Annotated in this window: 15 protein-coding genes and 1 tRNA gene; 11 read left to right on the top strand and 5 right to left on the bottom strand. The window is 70.1% G+C overall.

Features of this window, described 5'->3' with window-relative positions:
* Positions 1 to 195 precede the first annotated feature (195 nt).
* The 8 genes from AB0I94_RS15975 (at position 196) to AB0I94_RS15940 (ending at position 12936) form a co-directional block, all read left to right on the top strand.
* A complete protein-coding gene (locus AB0I94_RS15975) occupies positions 196 to 2481 on the top strand; it encodes a (Fe-S)-binding protein (protein ID WP_363310171.1) in 2286 nt (761 codons plus the stop codon).
* Between the two features lie 182 nt (positions 2482 to 2663).
* Complete coding sequence (locus AB0I94_RS15970; RefSeq protein WP_363310170.1) at positions 2664 to 3989, top strand: VCBS repeat-containing protein; 1326 nt, start codon at positions 2664 to 2666, stop codon at positions 3987 to 3989.
* A gap of 113 nt (positions 3990 to 4102) precedes the next feature.
* Positions 4103 to 5473, top strand: coding sequence for an FG-GAP repeat protein (locus tag AB0I94_RS15965; protein WP_363310169.1), 1371 nt, complete (start codon positions 4103 to 4105; stop codon positions 5471 to 5473).
* A 249-nt stretch (positions 5474 to 5722) separates the two neighbouring features.
* Positions 5723 to 7207, top strand: a complete 1485-nt coding sequence (locus AB0I94_RS15960; protein WP_363310168.1) for an FG-GAP repeat protein — start codon at positions 5723 to 5725, stop codon at positions 7205 to 7207.
* Positions 7208 to 7285: 78 nt separating this feature from the next.
* Entirely contained in the window at positions 7286 to 8695 is a 1410-nt protein-coding gene (locus AB0I94_RS15955; protein WP_363310167.1) for an FG-GAP-like repeat-containing protein, read from the top strand.
* Positions 8696 to 8750: 55 nt separating this feature from the next.
* On the top strand, positions 8751 to 10184 hold the full coding sequence (locus AB0I94_RS15950; RefSeq protein WP_363310166.1) for an integrin-like protein: 1434 nt from the start codon (positions 8751 to 8753) through the stop codon (positions 10182 to 10184).
* 173 nt (positions 10185 to 10357) lie between these two features.
* Positions 10358 to 11830: an FG-GAP repeat protein gene (locus AB0I94_RS15945; RefSeq protein WP_363310165.1), complete on the top strand. Its 1473-nt coding sequence runs from the start codon at positions 10358 to 10360 to the stop codon at positions 11828 to 11830.
* 137 nt (positions 11831 to 11967) lie between these two features.
* Positions 11968 to 12936, top strand: coding sequence for a Yip1 family protein (locus AB0I94_RS15940; protein WP_363310164.1), 969 nt, complete (start codon positions 11968 to 11970; stop codon positions 12934 to 12936).
* 79 nt (positions 12937 to 13015) lie between these two features.
* Here the strand turns inward: AB0I94_RS15940 and AB0I94_RS15935 are convergent, their stop codons facing one another.
* Positions 13016 to 13513: a phosphoribosyltransferase gene (locus AB0I94_RS15935; protein WP_363310163.1), complete on the bottom strand. Its 498-nt coding sequence runs from the start codon at positions 13511 to 13513 to the stop codon at positions 13016 to 13018.
* Positions 13514 to 13521: 8 nt separating this feature from the next.
* The gene (gene dcd / locus AB0I94_RS15930; RefSeq protein ID WP_363310162.1) at positions 13522 to 14097 is read right to left on the bottom strand and encodes a dCTP deaminase; all 576 of its coding nucleotides are present in this window, start codon (positions 14095 to 14097) and stop codon (positions 13522 to 13524) included.
* Between the two features lie 515 nt (positions 14098 to 14612).
* On the opposite strand from dcd, the gene AB0I94_RS15925 reads away from it, so the two are divergent.
* A tRNA-Gly gene (locus tag AB0I94_RS15925) sits at positions 14613 to 14686 on the top strand.
* Positions 14687 to 14843: 157 nt separating this feature from the next.
* Here AB0I94_RS15925 and AB0I94_RS15920 read toward each other — a convergent pair.
* The gene (locus AB0I94_RS15920; protein WP_363310161.1) at positions 14844 to 15530 is read right to left on the bottom strand and encodes a helix-turn-helix domain-containing protein; all 687 of its coding nucleotides are present in this window, start codon (positions 15528 to 15530) and stop codon (positions 14844 to 14846) included.
* A gap of 74 nt (positions 15531 to 15604) precedes the next feature.
* The gene (locus AB0I94_RS15915) at positions 15605 to 16078 is read right to left on the bottom strand and encodes a carboxymuconolactone decarboxylase family protein (RefSeq protein WP_363310160.1); all 474 of its coding nucleotides are present in this window, start codon (positions 16076 to 16078) and stop codon (positions 15605 to 15607) included.
* Between the two features lie 181 nt (positions 16079 to 16259).
* Here AB0I94_RS15915 and AB0I94_RS15910 point away from each other — a divergent pair, with 181 nt between their 5' ends.
* Positions 16260 to 16628, top strand: coding sequence for a PH domain-containing protein (locus AB0I94_RS15910; protein WP_363310159.1), 369 nt, complete (start codon positions 16260 to 16262; stop codon positions 16626 to 16628).
* Between the two features lie 4 nt (positions 16629 to 16632).
* Here the strand turns inward: AB0I94_RS15910 and AB0I94_RS15905 are convergent, their stop codons facing one another.
* Positions 16633 to 17031, bottom strand: a complete 399-nt coding sequence (locus AB0I94_RS15905) for a nuclear transport factor 2 family protein (RefSeq protein ID WP_363310372.1) — start codon at positions 17029 to 17031, stop codon at positions 16633 to 16635.
* 199 nt (positions 17032 to 17230) lie between these two features.
* On the opposite strand from AB0I94_RS15905, the gene AB0I94_RS15900 reads away from it, so the two are divergent.
* Positions 17231 to 18196: an SGNH/GDSL hydrolase family protein gene (locus tag AB0I94_RS15900; protein WP_363310158.1), complete on the top strand. Its 966-nt coding sequence runs from the start codon at positions 17231 to 17233 to the stop codon at positions 18194 to 18196.
* Positions 18197 to 18435 lie beyond the last annotated feature (239 nt).

Here is an 18435-nt window from a genome sequence, read left to right as displayed (position 1 = left end):
TCGCGCCGCTCCCCGCGCCCCTTCGGGCGCTCCCCCGCGGCGCTCCCCCGGCCCGCGACGCGGCAAGGCATGCCTGAGCGACGCAGATCACCGCCTCGCTGGCTACAGTGCGGCTGAGTAAGTGGGTAGTCTCAGACGGACTGCATAAGTTACCGCTTAGTAATAGTTCGCCTCGCAGGCCCGAGGAGCCCCCAAATGCAACTCGCCGCGATCATCGTGTCGCTGGTCCTAATCGCGGTCGGCGTCGCGCTGTTCGGCCGTGCCATCGTGCAGATCTACCAGTACATGCGGCTCGGTCAGCCCGTCCCGGCAGGCACCCGCACCGATCAGCCCGTGCAGCGCACCGTCACCGTGGCCAAGGAGTTCCTCGGCCACACCCGCATGAACCGCTGGGGCGTCGTCGGCGTCGCGCACTGGTTCGTGGCGGTGGGCTTCTTCTCACTCCTCCTGACCATCGTGAACGCCATCGGCCAGCTCTTCAAGGCCGACTGGATGCTGCCGATCATCGGCGAGTGGGCCCCGTACAACATGTTCGTCGAGTTCATCGGCACCATGACGGTGGTCGGCATCCTGACGCTCATCGTCATCCGGCAGCTGAGCAAGCCCGACAACAATCCGGGCCGCAAGTCCCGCTTCGCGGGCTCCAAGAAGGGCCAGGCGTACTTCGTCGAGGCCGTCATCCTCATCGTCGGCATCTGCATCTTCACGCTGCACGCCCTTGAGGGTGCCCAGCACCACGTGGACAGCTACGAGGCGTCGTTCTTCATCTCGTACCCGTTCGTCTCGTGGTTCGGCGGCATGGACCTCTCCACGCTGCAGAACCTCACGTACTTCTTCGCCATGGTGAAGATCGCGACGTCGTTCATCTGGATGATCACCGTCGCGCTCAACACGAACATGGGCGTCGCCTGGCACCGCTTCCTCGCCTTCCCGAACATCTGGTTCAAGCGCGACGCGGACGGCTCCACGACGCTGGGCGAGCTCCAGCCCATGACGTCCGGCGGCAAGCCGATCGACTGGGAGGACCCGGCCGAGGACGCCGTGTTCGGTGTCAGCCAGGTCGAGCAGTTCTCCTGGAAGGGGCTCCTCGACTTCAGTACGTGCACCGAGTGCGGCCGCTGCCAGTCGCAGTGCCCCGCCTGGAACACCGGGAAGCCGCTCTCCCCGAAGCTCCTGATCATGTCGCTGCGCGACCACGCGCACGCCAAGGCCCCGTACCTCCTCGCGGGCGGCGGCAAGGACATGGAGGGCAACGAGAAGGCGACGGCCGAGCAGCTCAAGGACGTTCCGGCCGCCGCCATCGCGGAGGCCGAGCGCCCCCTCGTCGGCACCGCCGAGGAGAACGGCGTCATCGACCCCGACGTCCTGTGGTCCTGCACCAGCTGCGGCGCCTGCGTCGAGCAGTGCCCGGTGGACATCGAGCACATCGACCACATCGTCGACATGCGCCGCTACCAGGTGATGATCGAGAGCGCGTTCCCCTCCGAGGCCGGGACGATGCTCAAGAACCTGGAGAAGAAGGGCAACCCCTGGGGTCTCGCCAAGAAGCAGCGCCTCGAGTGGCTCAAGGAGCTCGACTTCGAGGTGCCGGTCGTCGGCAAGGACATCGAGGACCTCACCGAGGTCGAGTACCTCTACTGGGTCGGCTGCGCGGGCGCACTCGAAGACCGGGCCAAGAAGACCACCAAGGCCTTCGCGGAACTGCTCAACATGGCGGGCGTCAAGTTCGCGATCATGGGCGGCGACGAGAAGTGCACCGGCGACTCCGCACGCCGCCTCGGCAACGAGCCGCTGTTCCAGCAGCTCGGCCAGGAGAACGTGATGGCGCTGAACATGGCGTTCGGCGAGGAGCTCGACGACGACGGCAGGACCACGCCCGAGTCGGCCAAGCCGAAGACCGCGAAGAAGATCGTCGCGACCTGCCCGCACTGCCTCAACACGCTCGGCAACGAGTACCCGCAGCTCGGCGGTGACTACGAGGTCATCCACCACACGCAGCTGCTTCAGCACCTCATCGACGAGGGCAAGCTGATCCCGGTGACGCCCGTCGAGGGCCTCATCACCTACCACGACCCGTGCTACCTCGGCCGGCACAACAAGATCTACACGCCCCCGCGCGAGATCATGTCCGCCGTCCCGGGCCTGCGCCAGCAGGAGATGCACCGCCACAAGGAGCGCGGCTTCTGCTGCGGTGCCGGTGGCGCGCGGATGTGGATGGAGGAGCGGATCGGCAAGCGCATCAACACGGAGCGGGTCGACGAGGCGCTCAGCCTCAACCCCGACATCGTGTCGACCGCCTGCCCGTTCTGCCTGGTGATGCTCACCGACTCCGTCAACGGCAAGAAGAACGAGGGCAAGGCCCAGGAGTCCCTCCAGGTCGTGGACGTCGCGCAGTTGCTGCTCGACTCCGTGAAGACCCCGGTGGACCCCGCCGGTGAGTCCGAGGCCGCGGACGAACCGGCGCCCGAGCCGGTGAAGTAAGGCAGTCCTGCTGCTCGAGGCCGGTTCCGCCCTTAGGGGCGGGGCCGGTCTTTTCGCGTGGGCGGAAGGGGAGCATCATGTGCTGGTTGTTGTCCGTGGGGCGGTCGGGGTGGGTGATGGGCATGCGGAGTGCCGGGATACGTGACGAACGTGGCGTCAGACGGACGCGGCGCGGGGGTGTCGTGGGCACGGCAGCCGTCGTCAGCTGCGCGCTGCTGCTCGCCGGGTGCGGCGGCAGCGACGAGGCGGGCAAGCCCGACGCCCGGCACCGGCCCGTCAGCATGGAGGGCAAGGGCGCTCCCCAGCAGCCCGTCCCGCAGGGCGAGGGCAGCAAGGTCGACGACGACTTCAACGGTGACGGCGCCCCGGACCTCGTACTCGACGACCTCGTGCACAGCGGCCACGGCGACGACGCGGGCATCGGCGTCGTCTACGGGTCGGAGAGCGGACTGCGGCCCGGGGCACGGCAGTTGCTGAGCGCGCGGGCCAACGGCGCGCGTACGAAGGGTGAGTTGCCCGCCGCCTTCGAGTCCGAGGCCTCCTGTGACCTCGACAAGGACGGGTTCACCGATCTGCTGGTCTCCACCGACCCGCCCTACGACGGCATCGGCCGCCCGCCCGTGCCGCTGCAGATCCTCTTCGGCTCGCCCCAGGGCCTGAAGGGCAAGGCCGTGAAGGTCAAGGTGCCCGCGCAGTCCCGCATCGGCAACGACTGGTCCGACCAGCCGGTGTGCGGGGACTTCGACGGGGACGGCGCGAGCGACCTGGTCCTGCACGCGAGCGGCGCCCGGCTCAGCTACCTGCGGGGCCCGTTCAAGCGGACCGGCGCCCCGCGCGCCGCGGGCAAGCCGCTGCCCGCGCCGGGCAACGACCTCGTGACCGGCAGGGCGACGGACGTCGACCGCGACGGCTACGACGACCTGCTCGTCCGCAAGGCGGCGAACGCGTCCGGCGCCGCAGCCGGCGCCCTCGTCCTGGGCGGACCGCAGGGCCCCGCCGAGACCGGGGTGCTCTTCCCCGCGGGCACGGACACCGCGTTCGGCCGCTTCGGCAGGGGCAAGGGCATGGACGCCGCCGTCGCGGGTCCGGCCGGGGTCGCCCTGCGCTATGACGTGCCCGGCACCGCGCGCGCCGCCATGGAGTCCAAGAACGTCGCCGTGGACACGGGTGACCTCGACGGCGACGGCCTGAGCGAGCTCGTCCTGAGCGGCGGGAGCAGCGGGGACGGCGGCGGTACGGGCGAGGTCCGCGTCTTCAGGGGACGAACGGGGCCGCTCGACAGCAACGCCTCGGCGCTCGTGGTCCCTTCGGCCAAGGGCACCACGCAGGTGCTCGCCCTCGCGGACTTCGACGGGGACGAGCGGGCCGATCTGATCCTGCGCACCTACCGGAGCGACGGCGAGGACACGATCGGCGTCTACCCGGGGGTGAAGACCGACCTGGTCTCGCGCAAGCCCCGGCTGACCTTCTCCACCGCTGAGTTCCTGGCGCTGGGGGACGGCGCCTGACGACCCGACCCGGCGTTCACCCGCAGGACACCTGGCCTCTCCTGTCGCACAACCATTCGTACGCCCCGCATGTCACATCCCCGGAAGCAGTCCTCCACTCCCGGGAGCCTCACGTGCGCGTACGTAACCTGGCCATCGCCGCGAGCGTCGCGGCCTTGGCGGCCACCGGCCTGACACTGCCCCTCGCGGGCACGGCGAGCGCCGCGTCGACGCTCAAGGACGACTACAACGGCGACGGTTACCGCGACCTCGCGGTCGGCACACCCAACTCCAACTCCGTGACCGTGACGTTTGGTTCGGCCTCCGGAGTCTCCGAAAGCCGCTCCGTCACCGTCACCCAGAACACGGCCGGCGTGCCCGGGGTCATGGAGGCCGAGGACGAGTTCGGCGAGAACGTCACCAGCGGCGACACGAACGGGGACGGCTACGCCGACCTGATCGTCGGCGCACCCGGCGAGAAGGTCGAGGGCAAGCCCTCCGGCTCCGTCACGGTCATCAAGGGCGGCAAGAACGCCTTCACCTCCGGCGGCCACGTCAACGCTCCCGAGGACACCGCGGGCCGCTTCGGCGAGGCCACCACCTGGTCCGACTTCGACGACGACGGTGCGCCCCAGTTGGCCGTGATCAGCGGCGACAACTGGTGGTACTACTCCGGTGCGCAGGGACAGGCGTACGGCCTGGAGGTCGACTTCATCCCCGAGGGCGCCCACCTGGACGGCATGGTCTCGGGCAACTTCAAGCGCAAGGACGGCATCGGTCTCGTCCTGTACGGCGAGCGCGCCGACGGCGGCGCCTGGACCGCGCACATGAACGGTGGCGCCGGTGACTACGGCTACCGGGCCGAGATCCTCGGCGAGGGCGCCGACCCGACGGCCACGCGCGACACCGCCGCCACCGGTGATGTCGACGGCGACGGTTACGCCGATCTGGTCACCGGCAACCCCGGGGGCAGCAAGGGCGGTTCGGTCACCGTGCGGTTCGGCGGCGACGGCAAGTTCGGCGCCCCGCTGACGTACGACCAGGCCAGTACGGGCATCCCCGGCGCCGACGAGGCGTACGACGGCTTCGGCTGGTCCGTGGCCGCGGGTGACGTCACGGGCGACGGCCTCGCGGACCTCGCGGTGGGCGTGCCCGGCGAGCAGGTCGGCACGGCGGGCGGTACCGGCAGCGTGACGCTCCTCAAGTCCACCGCGGGCAAGTTCACCTCGGGCAAGGCCTGGCACCAGGAGACCGCGGGCGTACCCGGCGTCGCCGAGGCGGGCGACAGCTTCGGCACCTCCGTCCGGCTCAAGGACATCAACAAGAACGGCAAGGCGGACCTGGCCGCCGGCGCGATCGGCGAGGACATCGGCACGACGGTGGACGCCGGCGCCGTGTGGGTCCTGCGCGGCACGACGACGGGCCTGACGTCGTCGTACGCGGCCTCCTTCAACGGGACGGACTTCGGCTTCGGCGGCGTGAGCTTCGGCACGACGTTGCGCTGACCCCCTCCGCCGCGTTCGAGGACGAACGCGGCGGAGCCGGTGTTTCACCCGCAACGCACCTCAACTCCCGCAACGCACCTCAACTACCCGCACACGGCGCACACTTCACAACACAGCCAACTCCCTCCCCCCATACAACCCTTGCCCCCCGTCAACGGTCTTCTCCTCGCCGACGGGGCCGTGTCATCGGGCCCAACTCCAGGCAAACGACGACAACCGCCCCAGTCACACCCGCAGGAGACGCAGGCCATGCCCAAGCACAAGCGCACTTCCCCGCTCCCCCGATCCAGACGCGGCCGCCTCGCGGCGGCCAGGGCCACCGCCGCCGCGCTGACGGGCGGACTCCTCACTCTCACGGCCACCACGGCGACCGCCGCGCCCGCCGCGGCGACCCAGCCGGACGACGCCGACTTCAACGGCGACGGCGCGGCCGACCTCGCCACCTCCGCGCCGCACGCCAACGTGGGCGGCAAGGACAAGGCAGGCCAGGTCGTCGTCACCTACGGTGGCGCCGAGCAGCGCCACGTCACCTACAGCCAGAACAGCGCGGGCGTGCCCGGCACCGCCGAGAAGGGCGACTTCTTCGGCGCCGACACCGCGTACGGAGACTTCGACAGCGACGGCTACGACGACCTCGCCGTCGGCGCCATCGGCGAGGACGTCGGCAGCGACGTGGACGGCGGCACGGTCCAGGTCCTGTGGGGCTCCCCGAGCGGCCTCTCCGGCGGCTCCACGATCGCGGACCCGCGCCCCACGAAGCACGACGGGTTCGGCGGCCCCCTCCAGGCGGGTGACTTCGACGGCGACGGAAAGGACGACCTCGCCGTCGGGGCCGCGTCGGGCGCGGCCACCATCGACATCTTCGACGGCGGCATCAAGCGCACCGGCGCCACCGGCGGCCGCTACACCGTGCTCCCGCCCATCCACAGCGGCGAAGACGCGGGCCCCTTCAACCTGCACTCCGGCGACGTCAACGGCGACGGCAAGGACGACCTGATCGTCAACGGCTTCTCCACCGCCGACGACTACAACGCCAACCTCTGGCTGCCGGGCAGCACGAACGGCGTCACCACGACCGGCGTGCAGCGGCTTCCCGCGGGCCACATCACCGACGTGGGCGACACGGACAGCGACGGCTACGGCGACGTCATCATCGGCCTGACCTGGGACGAGGGCATCGCCGGCGCCAACAAGGGCGGCACGGTGTACGTCGTCAAGGGCAACGCGAACGGCCCGTACGGCGACAGCCAGGCCATCACCCAGGACACGGCGGGCATCCCGGGCGGCAGCGAGAACGGCGACTCCTTCGGCGCGGAGCTCGACCTCGGCGACATCAACGGCGACGGTCACCTCGATCTGGTCGCGAGCACTCCCGGCGAGGACCTGGAGGGCGTCGCCGACGCGGGCTCCATCACCGTCATCTACGGCGCGGCGGACGGCTCCGGCCTCTCCACGGCCGGCTCGGCGCTCTACAGCCAGAACTCCCCGGGCATCCCCAACGCCAACGAGAAGAACGACTTCTTCGGGTCCGACGTCCACATCGACGACCTGAACGCGGACGGCCGGGGCGACGTCTCCGTCGGCGCGTCGGGCGAGAACGGCTCCAACGGCGCGTTCTACGTCCTGGACGCCCTGCCCGACGGCACCCTCGCCGGCACCTCCGGCGTCTACACGTCCACGGTCGGCATCTCGGCCACGGGCACCCCGCGCCTCGGCACGAACTTCGCGGACTGACCCACCCTCCCCCGTCACCCTCTGAACACCGGGCCCGCACCCCTCCGTGCGGGCCCGGTCCATGCCTCCGGAGCCCTCATGCGCCACCCCGCCCGTGTACTCCTGCCTGCCGCGACGCTCGCCGCGGGCCTGCTCACCGCCCTGCCCTCCGCCGCCACCGCCGCCCCGTCCGGCCTTTCGGGCGACTTCAACGGAGACGGCTACCGCGACCTCGTGGTAGCCGCCCCCGAGGCCACCGTCTCCGGCAAGGTTGCCGCAGGTACGGTCGTCGTCTTCTACGGTTCGGCGAACGGGCTGAGCGCCGACCGCCGACAGACCCTCTCGCAGTCGAGCACCGGGATACCGGGCGCGGCGGAGACCAATGACAGGTTCGGCCAGACGCTCGCAACCGGTGACCTCGACCTGGACGGCCATGCGGATCTGCTCATCGGCGCGCCGGGCGAAGACCTGGACTCCGATCGTGACGCGGGCAGCCTCACCATCGTCTGGGGCGGCGCATCCGGCCTCGGTGCCGGAGCAACGGTCAAGCCGTCCGCCGTACCGGACGACGGGTGCGCGTTCGCCGAAGCACTGACCGCCGGGGACACCGATGCCAACGGAGCCGCCGACATCACGGTGGGGTCGCGCTGCGGCGCCCAGCACTTCCAGGGACCGTTCACCCGCCGGGGCGTTCCCCTCACACATGACAGAGACCATCAACTCGGCTCCACACGCGGTGCGGTCACGGGCAGCGTCGACAGCGACAAGACCGCGGAACGCATCATGCTGCCCGGGCTGTACGACGACGACCCAGGCGGCCGTGTCTACATCGACGACTGGGCCCAAGGGCATTACAAGCGGACCGAGTTGACGCGTGCGGACGGTACGACCGGCTCGGTCGGCGACGTCAACGGCGACGGCTATGGCGACCTGGTTCTCGGCGACGGACTGGACCCGGAGAGGGATCGGCCCGACGCCCGTATCGGTGGGCAGATCTCCGTCTGGTACGGCGGCCCCGCCGGCATCGATCCCAGCGGTACTCCGACCCTGATCCATCAGGACACCGCCGGTATTCCCGGCACGGGCGAACGTGGTGACCGGTTCGGTTTCTCGGTGAGCACCGGTGACACCAACAACGACGGATTCAGTGACGTCGTCGTCGGAGCCCCGGGTGAGGCGATTGACGGCAAGGACTCCACCGGTTCGGTGACGGTCCTGCTCGGCTCCGCGCAAGGGCTGACCGGCTCGGGAGCCAAGGCAATCCACGAGAACACCGAGGGAGTGTCGGGTGCCGCGGAGACCTCGGATTCCTTCGGCGCCGCGGTCGATCTGGCGGACCGGAACGGAGACGGCAAGGCGGACCTGAGCGTCGGCGTCCCCGGCGAGAACGGCACCGGCTGCACCTGGAACACCCGCGGCACGTCGGTCGCAGGCTCCTTCTACCTCTGCGCCGACAAGCTGGGCGTAACGGGCGACTACGCCGCGTTCGGCTCCGTCCTCGCCCGCTGAAGCTCCAGTTCCCTTCCTGCGTCTCGTCCCCGTCACCGACTTGGAGATCCTTTTCATGCGCACCCGCGTCACCACAGCGGCGCTCACGCTCATAGCGGCAGGACTCACCCCACTGGCTCTGTCCACCACGGCGTCAGCCGCCCCGGCCCGATACGCCGACGACTTCAACGGCGACGGCTACAGGGACCTCGCCGTGGGCATGCCGGAGAAGTCCGTCGGCGGCAAGAAGCGTGCCGGAGCGGTTCTCGTGACCTTCGGCTCGGCCTCCGGGCTCACCGGCAAGCGGGTGTACGTCACCCAGAACTCCTCCGGTGTCCCCGGCGACGCCGAGACGGAGGACCTGTTCGGGACCGACCTCTCCAGCGGTGACCTCGACGGCGACGGATACGCCGACCTGCTCGTCACCAGTGAGGGTGAGAGCGTCGGTGATCTGTCTCTCCGCGGTGCCGTCACCGTCCTGTGGGGCGGCCCCACACCCTTCCGCGGCGGCGCGAACCTCGCCGATTCAGGCGCCTACGACCAGCAGTTCTTCGGCGCCGATACCGCCATCGGTGACTTTGTGGGTGACGCGGCACCCGAGGTGGTGATCGCGGACGCGTCGGGCCTGTGGCTGCTCGACGGGGCCTTCAGCCGCACGTCCCTTCCGAAAGCGAAGCCGTTGGAGGCCCGTAACAGCGACAACTGGGTGGGCTGGGGCCAGTTGGCGGTGGGGAACTTCTCGGGTGGCGGCAAGGACGAACTCGCCGTGACCGTTCCTGGCACGACCGTGATCTACGGCAGCGGCCCGACGGGCGAGCCCTCGGAGTTCTACGACCGAGCGGCCCTCCCGGGCGGGACCACCTCGGCGGCAGGCGACCTGAACGGCGACGGCAGCACCGACCTCGCCGTGGGCCTGCCGAGTCCCGACCTGAACAGCAACGGGATCACGGACCCGAGCCACGAAGCGGGTTACGTCATGGTCTTCCACGGCGTGGAAGGAGCTGACGCCACCGGCGGACTCGGCCGCACCCGCCACACCTACCACCAGGGCACCGCGGGCATCCCGGGTGACAACGAGGCCGGCGACCAGTTCGGCGCCGACCTCTCCATCGCCGACGTCACCGGAGACGGCCGGGCGGAGCTGGCGGTGGGCGTCTCGTACGAGTCCCTGGACGGCCGCACCCGCGTCGGCGACATCCTGGTGCTGCGCGGTGCCGCCACCGGCCCGACCACCACCGGCGCGAAGCGCTTCTCGCAGAACACCACCGGGGTGCCGGGCGCCGCGGAGTCGAACGACGAGTTCGGCGCGCAGGTCCGGCTCGCGGACTTCGACCGCGACGGCAGGGCCGACCTCGCCGCGACAGCTCCGTACGAGGACTCCGGGAACGGAGCGGTGTGGCAGCTGCACGGGGCGGGCGCGGGGCTCTCGACAGCCGGGGCCGACGTCTTCAGCGCGGCGGACTACGGCCTCGGGGCCGGCTCGCAACTGGGCGACGCCGTCAACGACTGACCGGGCGCCTGGGACGTACGCCTGTCCGTCCTTATGAGGTGTGCATGAGTCGTGCGCGCAGGGCAACCCTTCCCCAACTCCAAGTGTCACACAGGTGAACCAACCCAAGAGTGAAGCCGTGTAACACCCCCGGCGGCCAACTCCCCTTGATCATCTTAGAGTTGGAGTCCTCCGTGCCTCTGCGCGCACGCACCATCGCCGTCGCCACCGCCACCACCTTGGCCGCCACCGGCCTGACCCTCCCCTTCGCGGCCACCGCGACCGCCGCTCCCGCCGCCGCCCCCGCTCCCCTCACCGCCGACTTCAACGGGGACGGATACGACGACCTCTTCGTCGGTGTGCCCAGCGGCAGTGTCGGTGACAAGGCCAAGGCGGGGTTCGTGAGTGTGGTGTTCGGTGGCCGGCACGGGCCCGGCCCGCACAGTGTGCGGCGGATCACCCAGGCCACCGTCGAGGTGCCCGGCACCCCGGAAGCCGGTGACCGGTTCGGCGGGTCGGTCGTCGCCGCTCATATCGACGACGACAAGTACGCCGACCTCGTCATCGGCGCCCCCGGCGAGGACATCGACGCCAAGACCGACGCCGGGTCCGTCACCGTCCTGTACGGCACCGGCGACGGCTTCTCCGGGGCCAACACCGCCGCCCGCGGCACCAAGACCGGCGACGCGTACGGGAACGCCCTCGTCGCCGCCGACTTCACCGGTGACACGGACGTCGACCTCGCCATCGGCGGCAAGGACCAGGTCGTCGCGAACACCCACCCGCTCGTCGCCCGCACCCAGCCGATCATGGCCGACCGCATGGGCGGGCGCGCCCCCACCATGACGACCGGCGACTACGACACCGACGGACGCCCCGACCTCGCCCTCGGCTACTACACGAAGAACCAGCCCTACACCCAGTCCCACGTCCGCCTCTACGGCTGGAACAAGGACGAAGGCTCCATGCTCAACTTCTGGAACAACTCCAACAGCGCCGCGAACGCCCTCGCGTCCGGCGACTTCAACGGCGACGGCTACGACGACCTCGCCCTCGGCAACTGCCGCGAGAACGCCGACGAGAACATCGACGACCCGTGCGGCCCCGAGGAGCTCACCAAGGGCGGCGGCATCCACATCCGCTTCGGCGGCGCCAACGGCAGCTTCGGCTGGGAGCAGCAGACGTTCAACCAGGACACCGCGGGCATGCCGGGCGTCGCCGAGACCGGTGACGGCTTCGGTGACGCGCTCGCCGTGGCGGACATCGACGCCGACGGTCACGACGACCTGATCGCGGGCGCCCCCGGCGAGGCCATCGGCAGCGCGGCGAAGGCGGGCAGTGTCACCGTCCTGAAGGGCGGCGAGATGGGCCTGCTCGACCCGGCGGGCGCGGCGAACCCCGGCACGGTCGCCTACCAGCAGAACTCCCCCGGCATCCCGGGCGCCGCCCAGGCGGGCGACCTCTTCGGCGGCGCCCTCGCCTTCGGTGATCACAACGGGGACGGCGTCCCGGACCTCTCCGTCGCCGCACCCGGCGAGAACTCCGCCGCCGGCGGCGTCTGGGACCTTCCCGGCGCGAAGGCCGGAGGCTCGGTCGTCACACCGAACTCCCTCGGCCTGCCCGCCTCCTTGGACCCGTACGCCTACGGAGCGGTCCTCGGTCACTGACGGGCGGCGGGCGACACCAAGGGCCCTGGGGCAAACCCCTCAGGGTCCCCCTAGGGGTTGTCACAGGTCAGCGGCAAAGCCCTCTCTCCTCCCGGGGAGGGACGACCCGGGCCCTCCAGACCAGGTACGTTCGATTCGTGGCTGGATTCAGGATCGGACGCGGCCGGGACAACCGCACCCCGCAAGCGCGACCCCAACAACGACCGCGGCAGGAGCCGTACGGGCAGCAGGCCCCCCAGGGCCAGCAGCCCCCGTACGGCTACCCTCAGCCGTCCTCGCAGCCGTACGGCGGGCAGCAGCCGCCGTACGGCCGACCCCCGGGAGGCCAGCCCCAGGGCGGCCGGGGCCAGGGCGGATACGGCGGACAGCAATGGCCGCAGGCGGGCGGCAACCACGGGGAGCCGGAGTACTTCGGGGGGCAGGGAGACCCGGCCCACGGCGGTCAGGGCGGCTTCGATCCGTACGCCGCCAACAACCCCGGTCACACCCAGGCCTTCTCCGTGGGCGAGGACCCGTACAACCAGGGCGACACCTACCGCGCGGGCCAGGCCCCCGCGCCGGTGGGCCCGCGCCTGCACTGGAAGGACCTCCTGCGCGGCATCGTGCTGCGCCCGGGGCCGACCTTCCTCCAGATGCGGGACTACGCGATGTGGGCCCCGGCCGCCATCGTGACGTTCCTCTACGGCCTGCTCGCGATCTTCGGCTTCGACGGCGCCCGCGAGGACGCCATCAGCGCCACCCTCTCCACGGCCGTCCCGTACGTCCTGACGACGGCGGTGGCGATCACGATCAGCGCCTTCATCCTGGGCGTGGTCACGCACACCCTCGCCCGCCAGCTCGGCGGCGACGGCGCCTGGCAGCCGACGGTCGGCCTCTCCATGCTGATCATGTCCATCACGGACGCGCCCCGCGTGGTCGTCGCGATGTTCCTCGGCGGCGGCCAGCCGTTCGTCCAGCTCCTCGGCTGGGCGACCTGGGTCGCGGCGGGCGCGCTGCTCACGGCGATGGTGAGCAAGTCGCACGACCTGCCGTGGCCGAAGGCGCTCGGCGCGGCGTCGATCCAGCTGCTCGCGCTGCTCGCGATCATCAAGCTGGGCACGTTCTAGCGACGTACGAAGAGACGGGCCCCGGCGGATCACTCCGCCGGGGCCCGTCTCCTTTGCCGCTGCTCGGGTCCGCCGCTGCTCAGGCGTCGAGAACCTGCCCCGCACGCTTCACGACGGGCTCTTCGACACTCCAGGGGAAATTGATCCAGTCGTCGGTGCGCTTCCACACGTACTCGCACTTCACGAGCGACTGCGACTTCTCGTAGATGACGGCGGACCGTACCTCGGCCACGTGGTCGAGGCAGAAGTCGTGCACGAGCTTCAGCGTCTTCCCGGTGTCGGCGACATCGTCGGCGATGAGCACCTTCTTGTCGGTGAAGTCGATGACGTTGGGCACGGGCGCCAGCATCACGGGCATTTCCAGGGTCGTCCCGACCCCGGTGTAGAACTCCACGTTCACCAGGTGGATGTTCTTGCAGTCGAGCGCGTACGCGAGCCCGCCCGCGACGAAGACGCCACCGCGGGCGATGGAGATGATGACGTCGGGCTGGTACCCGTCGTCGGCGATGGTCTGCGCGAGCTCACGCACCGCGTCGCCGAACTTCTCGTACGTAAGGTTCTCGCGCACGTCACTCATGCTGGATGTCACACCTGGGTCCGATGGAAATTGAGGAAGGAACGGGAGGCGGTCGGCCCGCGCTGCCCTTGGTAACGCGATCCGTACCGCTCCGAGCCGTAGGGCGACTCGGCGGGCGAGGTCAGCCGGAACATGCACAGCTGGCCGATCTTCATGCCGGGCCAGAGCTTGATGGGCAGCGTCGCGAGGTTGGAGAGCTCCAGCGTCACGTGCCCGGAGAAGCCGGGGTCGATGAAACCGGCCGTGGAATGTGTCACAAGCCCGAGCCGCCCCAGGCTGGACTTCCCCTCGAGCCTGCTCGCGAGGTCGTCGGGCAGGGTGATGATCTCGTACGTCGAGGCCAGCACGAACTCACCGGGGTGCAGGATGAACGGCTCGTCGCCCTCGGGCTCCACGAGCCGTGTCAGGTCTGCCTGCTCCACGGCGGGGTCGATGTGGGGGTAGCGGTGGTTCTCGAACACCCGGAAGTAGCGGTCGAGCCGCACATCGATGCTTGAGGGCTGCACCATGGATTCGTCGTACGGAGCGATCCGTACTCGTCCGGCGTCGATCTCGGCCCGGATGTCCTTGTCTGAGAGAAGCACGCACCGAGGATACGCAGAGCGCGCGGGCCCGCCCCAATCGGACGGCCCCGCGCGCTCCCGCTGTAGCTGTAGCCGTAGCTGTCGTTACCGCTTCTGTGACGCGACCGGCACGGCATGCCGCAATCGGGCGCATCGTGGACAGCGGATGAGTCGGCCGGGTCCGAGCCGGTCGGCCTTCTGCATCGGGAACGAAGCAGTGCTGAACACGTGCCCTTCGGCACATCGGACGACGGTGCGCTCCATCAAGTCCTCGAGTCCCTTCCCCAAAGCCGTAGTTGAGCTCGCAGCACGCCGGGATCCGCTCGCGAGCGAGCCGACGACGAAAGGCCACATTACGGGACGAATGGGGCGCCCCTCCAGGCGGCACTCCGGCCACTCACGGTACGCCCCAACTCCCGCGTCCCGCAGCGCCATCCACGCCCCGGACAGCACGCGGGCCCCGTGGCAAAAGCGCCCGGGGCCTGGGATGAGGTAGAGTGTGCGACGTTACGACACCGCCACAGACGGTGTCTTTCGCGGGTGTAGTTTAGTGGTAGAACATCAGCTTCCCAAGCTGAGAGTGCGAGTTCGATTCTCGTCACCCGCTCCACAGTTCAGGCCCAGGTCAAGCGACCTGGGCCTTTTCGTTCGGATCGACCTCTTCGCTCCTGCCGGCTCATCGTTCTGGCCGAGCCCGCCGTTCCGTGTAATGGCCATGCATTGGCGAGCGGCCAGGGCCGGTGGGATTCCTCACCCGGTGGGCTACGTCACCCCGCGGTGCCTCGCGGCGCGCGGTGTGGGCCCAACTCCTGTAGCACCGAAGCGAGTTGCTCGGCGGTCAGCGGCGCGTCGGGCAACCGTGGCGTGGCCGGTGCGGCGCGCAGTCCGTCCAGGAGCAGGGCCAGGGGGCGGTGCCAGGCGTCGGGGGTGGTCGCCGATGTCAGGGCCGGGATGGCGCGGCCCAGGGCCGCCAGCGCGAACAGGACGTCCTCCGTCGTGGCGTCGGCACGGACCGTGCCCTGCTCGCGGCCCCGGCTCAGCAGGACGTCCATCGTCTCGCGGTTGTGGGCGTGCACGGCCTGCAGCGCCTCGATGCCCTCCAGGTGGGTGGTCATGAGGTCGTTGGTGCCGCGGTCGGCGGCCAGCGTGACGAAGACGACCCGGAGGTACGTGTTCAGCGCCGCCCAGGCGTCCGGGGCCTTCCGCGCCTGCTCACCGGCGGTCATCGTCCCCGTCAGGAGGTCACGGAAGACGGCGTCGACGAGGGCGGCGCGGGTGGGGAAGTTCCGGTAGAGCGTCGCGTTCCCCACGCCCGCCCGGCGGGCGATCACGTCCAGCGGCGCCTCGAGCCCCTGCTCCGCGAAGACCTCGCGGGCCGCCCCCACCAGGAGATCCCAGTTGCGTCGCGCATCGCGTCGCCGTGGGGGCGTCGCACGGTGTGAGCCGCCCGTCATCGTCACTCTCCCTGCCGAACGCCGAACGCCAAACGGGGACCACTCCCCGGCAGGGATGCTACCGGCGGAACCCGTCAGCCGAACTGGCCCGGCTGATAGTCCCCCGCCGGCTGCTGGACTATGACGTTCACGCGGTTGTAGACGTTGATCAGGGCGATGAGTGACACCAGGGCGGCCAGCTGGGTCTCGTCGTAGTGCTTGGCGGCGTTCGCCCATGCCTCGTCCGTGACCCCGCCCGCCGCGTCGGCGATGCGGGTGCCCTGCTCGGTGAGCTCCAGGGCGGCGCGCTCGGCGTCGGTGAACACCTTGGCCTCGCGCCAGGCGGCGACGAGGTTGAGGCGCGTCGAGGTCTCGCCCGCGTGCGTGGCGTCCTTCGTGTGCATGTCGGTGCAGAAACCGCAGCCGTTGATCTGGCTCGCGCGGATCTTCACCAGTTCCTGTGTCGCAGCGGGCAGGGACGAGTCGGCCACGACCCTGCCCGCCGAGTTGATGTGCTTGAGGACCTTGGCCGCGAGCGGGCTGCCGAAGAGGTTCAGACGAGCTTCCATGGTGATCTCCTATGCCGTTGCCGATGCTTCCACTCCTTTGACGGAGGCGCTCGGCAAGATGTGACAGCAGGGGGAAAACCCAGCTCGGCGGTCCTTCAGTTCGGCGGCCCCTGCTCGCGGGGCGCGCGTTACAGTCGGGTGTTCCGTGTTCCTGTGAGTTCAACTAAATGGGGGGTTTCTCATGGCACTGTTCGGAAACGCGCACACGATCGATCCGATGACCGCGCAGCAGGACTACGCGCGTCTGCTGGGCCACGGCGAGCAGGTCCAGGCCGCGTTCCTGCTGATCCGGGACACCATGCTCTTCACCGATCGTCGCCTCGTCCTCGTCGACAAGCAGGGGATAACCGGCAAGAAGGTCGAGTACCACTCGGTTCCCTACCGCAGCATCACGCACTTCGCGGTGGAGACCGCCGGGCACTTCGACCTCGACGCCGAGCTGAAGATCTGGATCTCCGGGACCCCCTTGCCCACCATCCAGAAGACCTTCACCAAGGGCGTCGACATCTACGAGGTGCAGGCGATCCTCACGCAGTACGTGGCGCGCTGACGCCTCAGGCCGAGGGCACGCGGTCCAGGAAGCCGTGCACGGTGCGGATGCGGCCGTCGTCGGCGAGCGTGATGACGTCGAAACCGGCGACGGGCGCGGAGCCGTCGGCGACCGACACCAGTTCCCAGCCGAAGCGGGCGATGTGGTGGTGGCCGTCGACCGGTCCCGTCTGCCGGAACTCGAAGCCGGGGAACTGCTCGTGGGCCCCATTGATCACCGCGGCGAGGGACGCGTGCCCGGCGACGTCGGCCAGCGGGTCCGTGTAGCTGCCGTCCTCGCTCCAGGCCGCTGCGACGGCCTTGGCCAGGTCATCGGAGCCCTGCGCGTTCCAGGCCTCGAAGTAGCGGGCGACGGCGGTCTCGTACGCGGAAGTGTCGTGTGCGGAAGTGTCGTGTGCGGACATGGCGGGTGCCTCCTGCGGCTCGTTCATCCGGGTTGTTCCTTCAGTGACTTGCGATGACTTGAGCTTGCCGTGCGGCGCGGACCAGGTCGATTACGTCAGGGGTAATGCCGGGCCGCCAACGCACCCCGCTGCCTTCTCACACGCGGGCGACTGTGCTTGCCTAAGGGGCTGTTTCGGTCGCCTGAACGGGAGTTGGCATATGCGCAAGGCGTGGGTCGGTGGGGTGCTGGCCGCTGTGCTGCTTCTCGGGGCGTGCGGTGACCCCGGCTCCGGGGGCGCGCCCGCGAAAGCTCCGGAGCCTCCCGCCGCCGCGCGCAGCTCCGACGCCGGGCGGGGCGAGCCCGCCGCCGAGCCGTCCGCCTCGCGGCCCTCCTCGCCGCCCTCGTCCACCACCCGGCACCGCGCCGCGAAGAAACCACGGCGCGCGGGCGCCCCGAAGGTGCTCTACCTCGGCGACTCCCTCGCCATGGAGAACCAGAACGTCCTCGGCGACCTCCTCCGCGCCGACCTCGGCGCGCGCTACCGCAGTGCGCCCTACTCCGGCACCACCCTCTGCGACTATCTCGACGGCTCCGGCGAGGACTCCCTCGTCCCCGACAAGGACAAGGCCGCCGCGCTGGTGCGCGAGCAGCGGCCGGACTACGTGGTGCTCCAGTTCTGGGGCAACGCGTGGGGCTATACGCCCTGCATGGACGGCATCACGTACGACAAGGCGCGGCAGAAGTACTTCGACCGGTACGCCGCCGATGCGAGGGCGCTGGCCGCGGAGATCCATGGTGCGGGTGGGGGTGGTGGCGGGGGGCCGCGCATCGTGTGGGTCCTCCAGGGCCCCGACCCCATCACGCCCGATCGCGTGCGGCGCGTCAACGGAATCTACGCGGCGCAGGCCGAAGCCTCGGGTGATGTCATCGCCGACGCGGGTCGCACTGTCGCCCCCGCCTCGGACCGCTACACCTGGGTGGAGAAGCTGCCGTGCACGGCGTACGAGAGGTCGCACCCGGCCTACTGCACGGATTCTGGCCGGGCGGCCATGCACCGTGGGGACGACTATCTGCACTTCTGCTTGGCGCCTACCACTGCCAAGTCCCGGCCGTGTCCTACGCGTTCGCCCGGCATCCGGCGGATGGCTGCGGAGATTACCCGGGTCATCGCCTCGGCGGGGTAGCTCCGCTGGGGGGCGGGGGGGCCCGGGGGGGGTGGGTGCCGTCTGTCTTTTGACTGCGGGTGCGTGGTGGCTGATCGCGCCGTTCCCCGCGCCCCTGACGGGGCCCGGCCGTCGTCTTTTGACTGCGGGTGCGTCGTGGTTGATCGCGCCGTTCCCCGCGCCCCTGACGGGGCCCGGCCGTCGTCTTTTGACTGCGGGTGCGTCGTGGTTGATCGCGCCGTTCCCCGCGCCCCTGAACG

The sequence above is a fragment of the Streptomyces sp. NPDC050147 genome (assembly GCF_040660195.1).
GTDB lineage: Bacteria > Actinomycetota > Actinomycetes > Streptomycetales > Streptomycetaceae > Streptomyces.
Note: the sequence above shows the minus strand (reverse complement) of the source record. Positions and strands in the feature narration are given on the sequence as shown.

What these genes read in the sequence shown, in the direction of transcription:
- AB0I94_RS15955 (WP_363310167.1), top strand. Translation starts at nt 7,286, where the DNA reads ATGCGCCACCCCGCCCGTGTACTCCTGCCTGCCGCGACGCTCGCCGCG.
- AB0I94_RS15920 (WP_363310161.1), bottom strand. Translation starts at nt 15,530, where the DNA reads ATGACGGGCGGCTCACACCGTGCGACGCCCCCACGGCGACGCGATGCG.
- AB0I94_RS15905 (WP_363310372.1), bottom strand. Translation starts at nt 17,031, where the DNA reads ATGTCCGCACACGACACTTCCGCACACGACACTTCCGCGTACGAGACC.
- AB0I94_RS15975 (WP_363310171.1), top strand. Translation starts at nt 196, where the DNA reads ATGCAACTCGCCGCGATCATCGTGTCGCTGGTCCTAATCGCGGTCGGC.
- AB0I94_RS15900 (WP_363310158.1), top strand. Translation starts at nt 17,231, where the DNA reads ATGCGCAAGGCGTGGGTCGGTGGGGTGCTGGCCGCTGTGCTGCTTCTC.
- AB0I94_RS15950 (WP_363310166.1), top strand. Translation starts at nt 8,751, where the DNA reads ATGCGCACCCGCGTCACCACAGCGGCGCTCACGCTCATAGCGGCAGGA.
- AB0I94_RS15910 (WP_363310159.1), top strand. Translation starts at nt 16,260, where the DNA reads ATGGCACTGTTCGGAAACGCGCACACGATCGATCCGATGACCGCGCAG.
- AB0I94_RS15935 (WP_363310163.1), bottom strand. Translation starts at nt 13,513, where the DNA reads ATGAGTGACGTGCGCGAGAACCTTACGTACGAGAAGTTCGGCGACGCG.
- AB0I94_RS15960 (WP_363310168.1), top strand. Translation starts at nt 5,723, where the DNA reads ATGCCCAAGCACAAGCGCACTTCCCCGCTCCCCCGATCCAGACGCGGC.
- AB0I94_RS15915 (WP_363310160.1), bottom strand. Translation starts at nt 16,078, where the DNA reads ATGGAAGCTCGTCTGAACCTCTTCGGCAGCCCGCTCGCGGCCAAGGTC.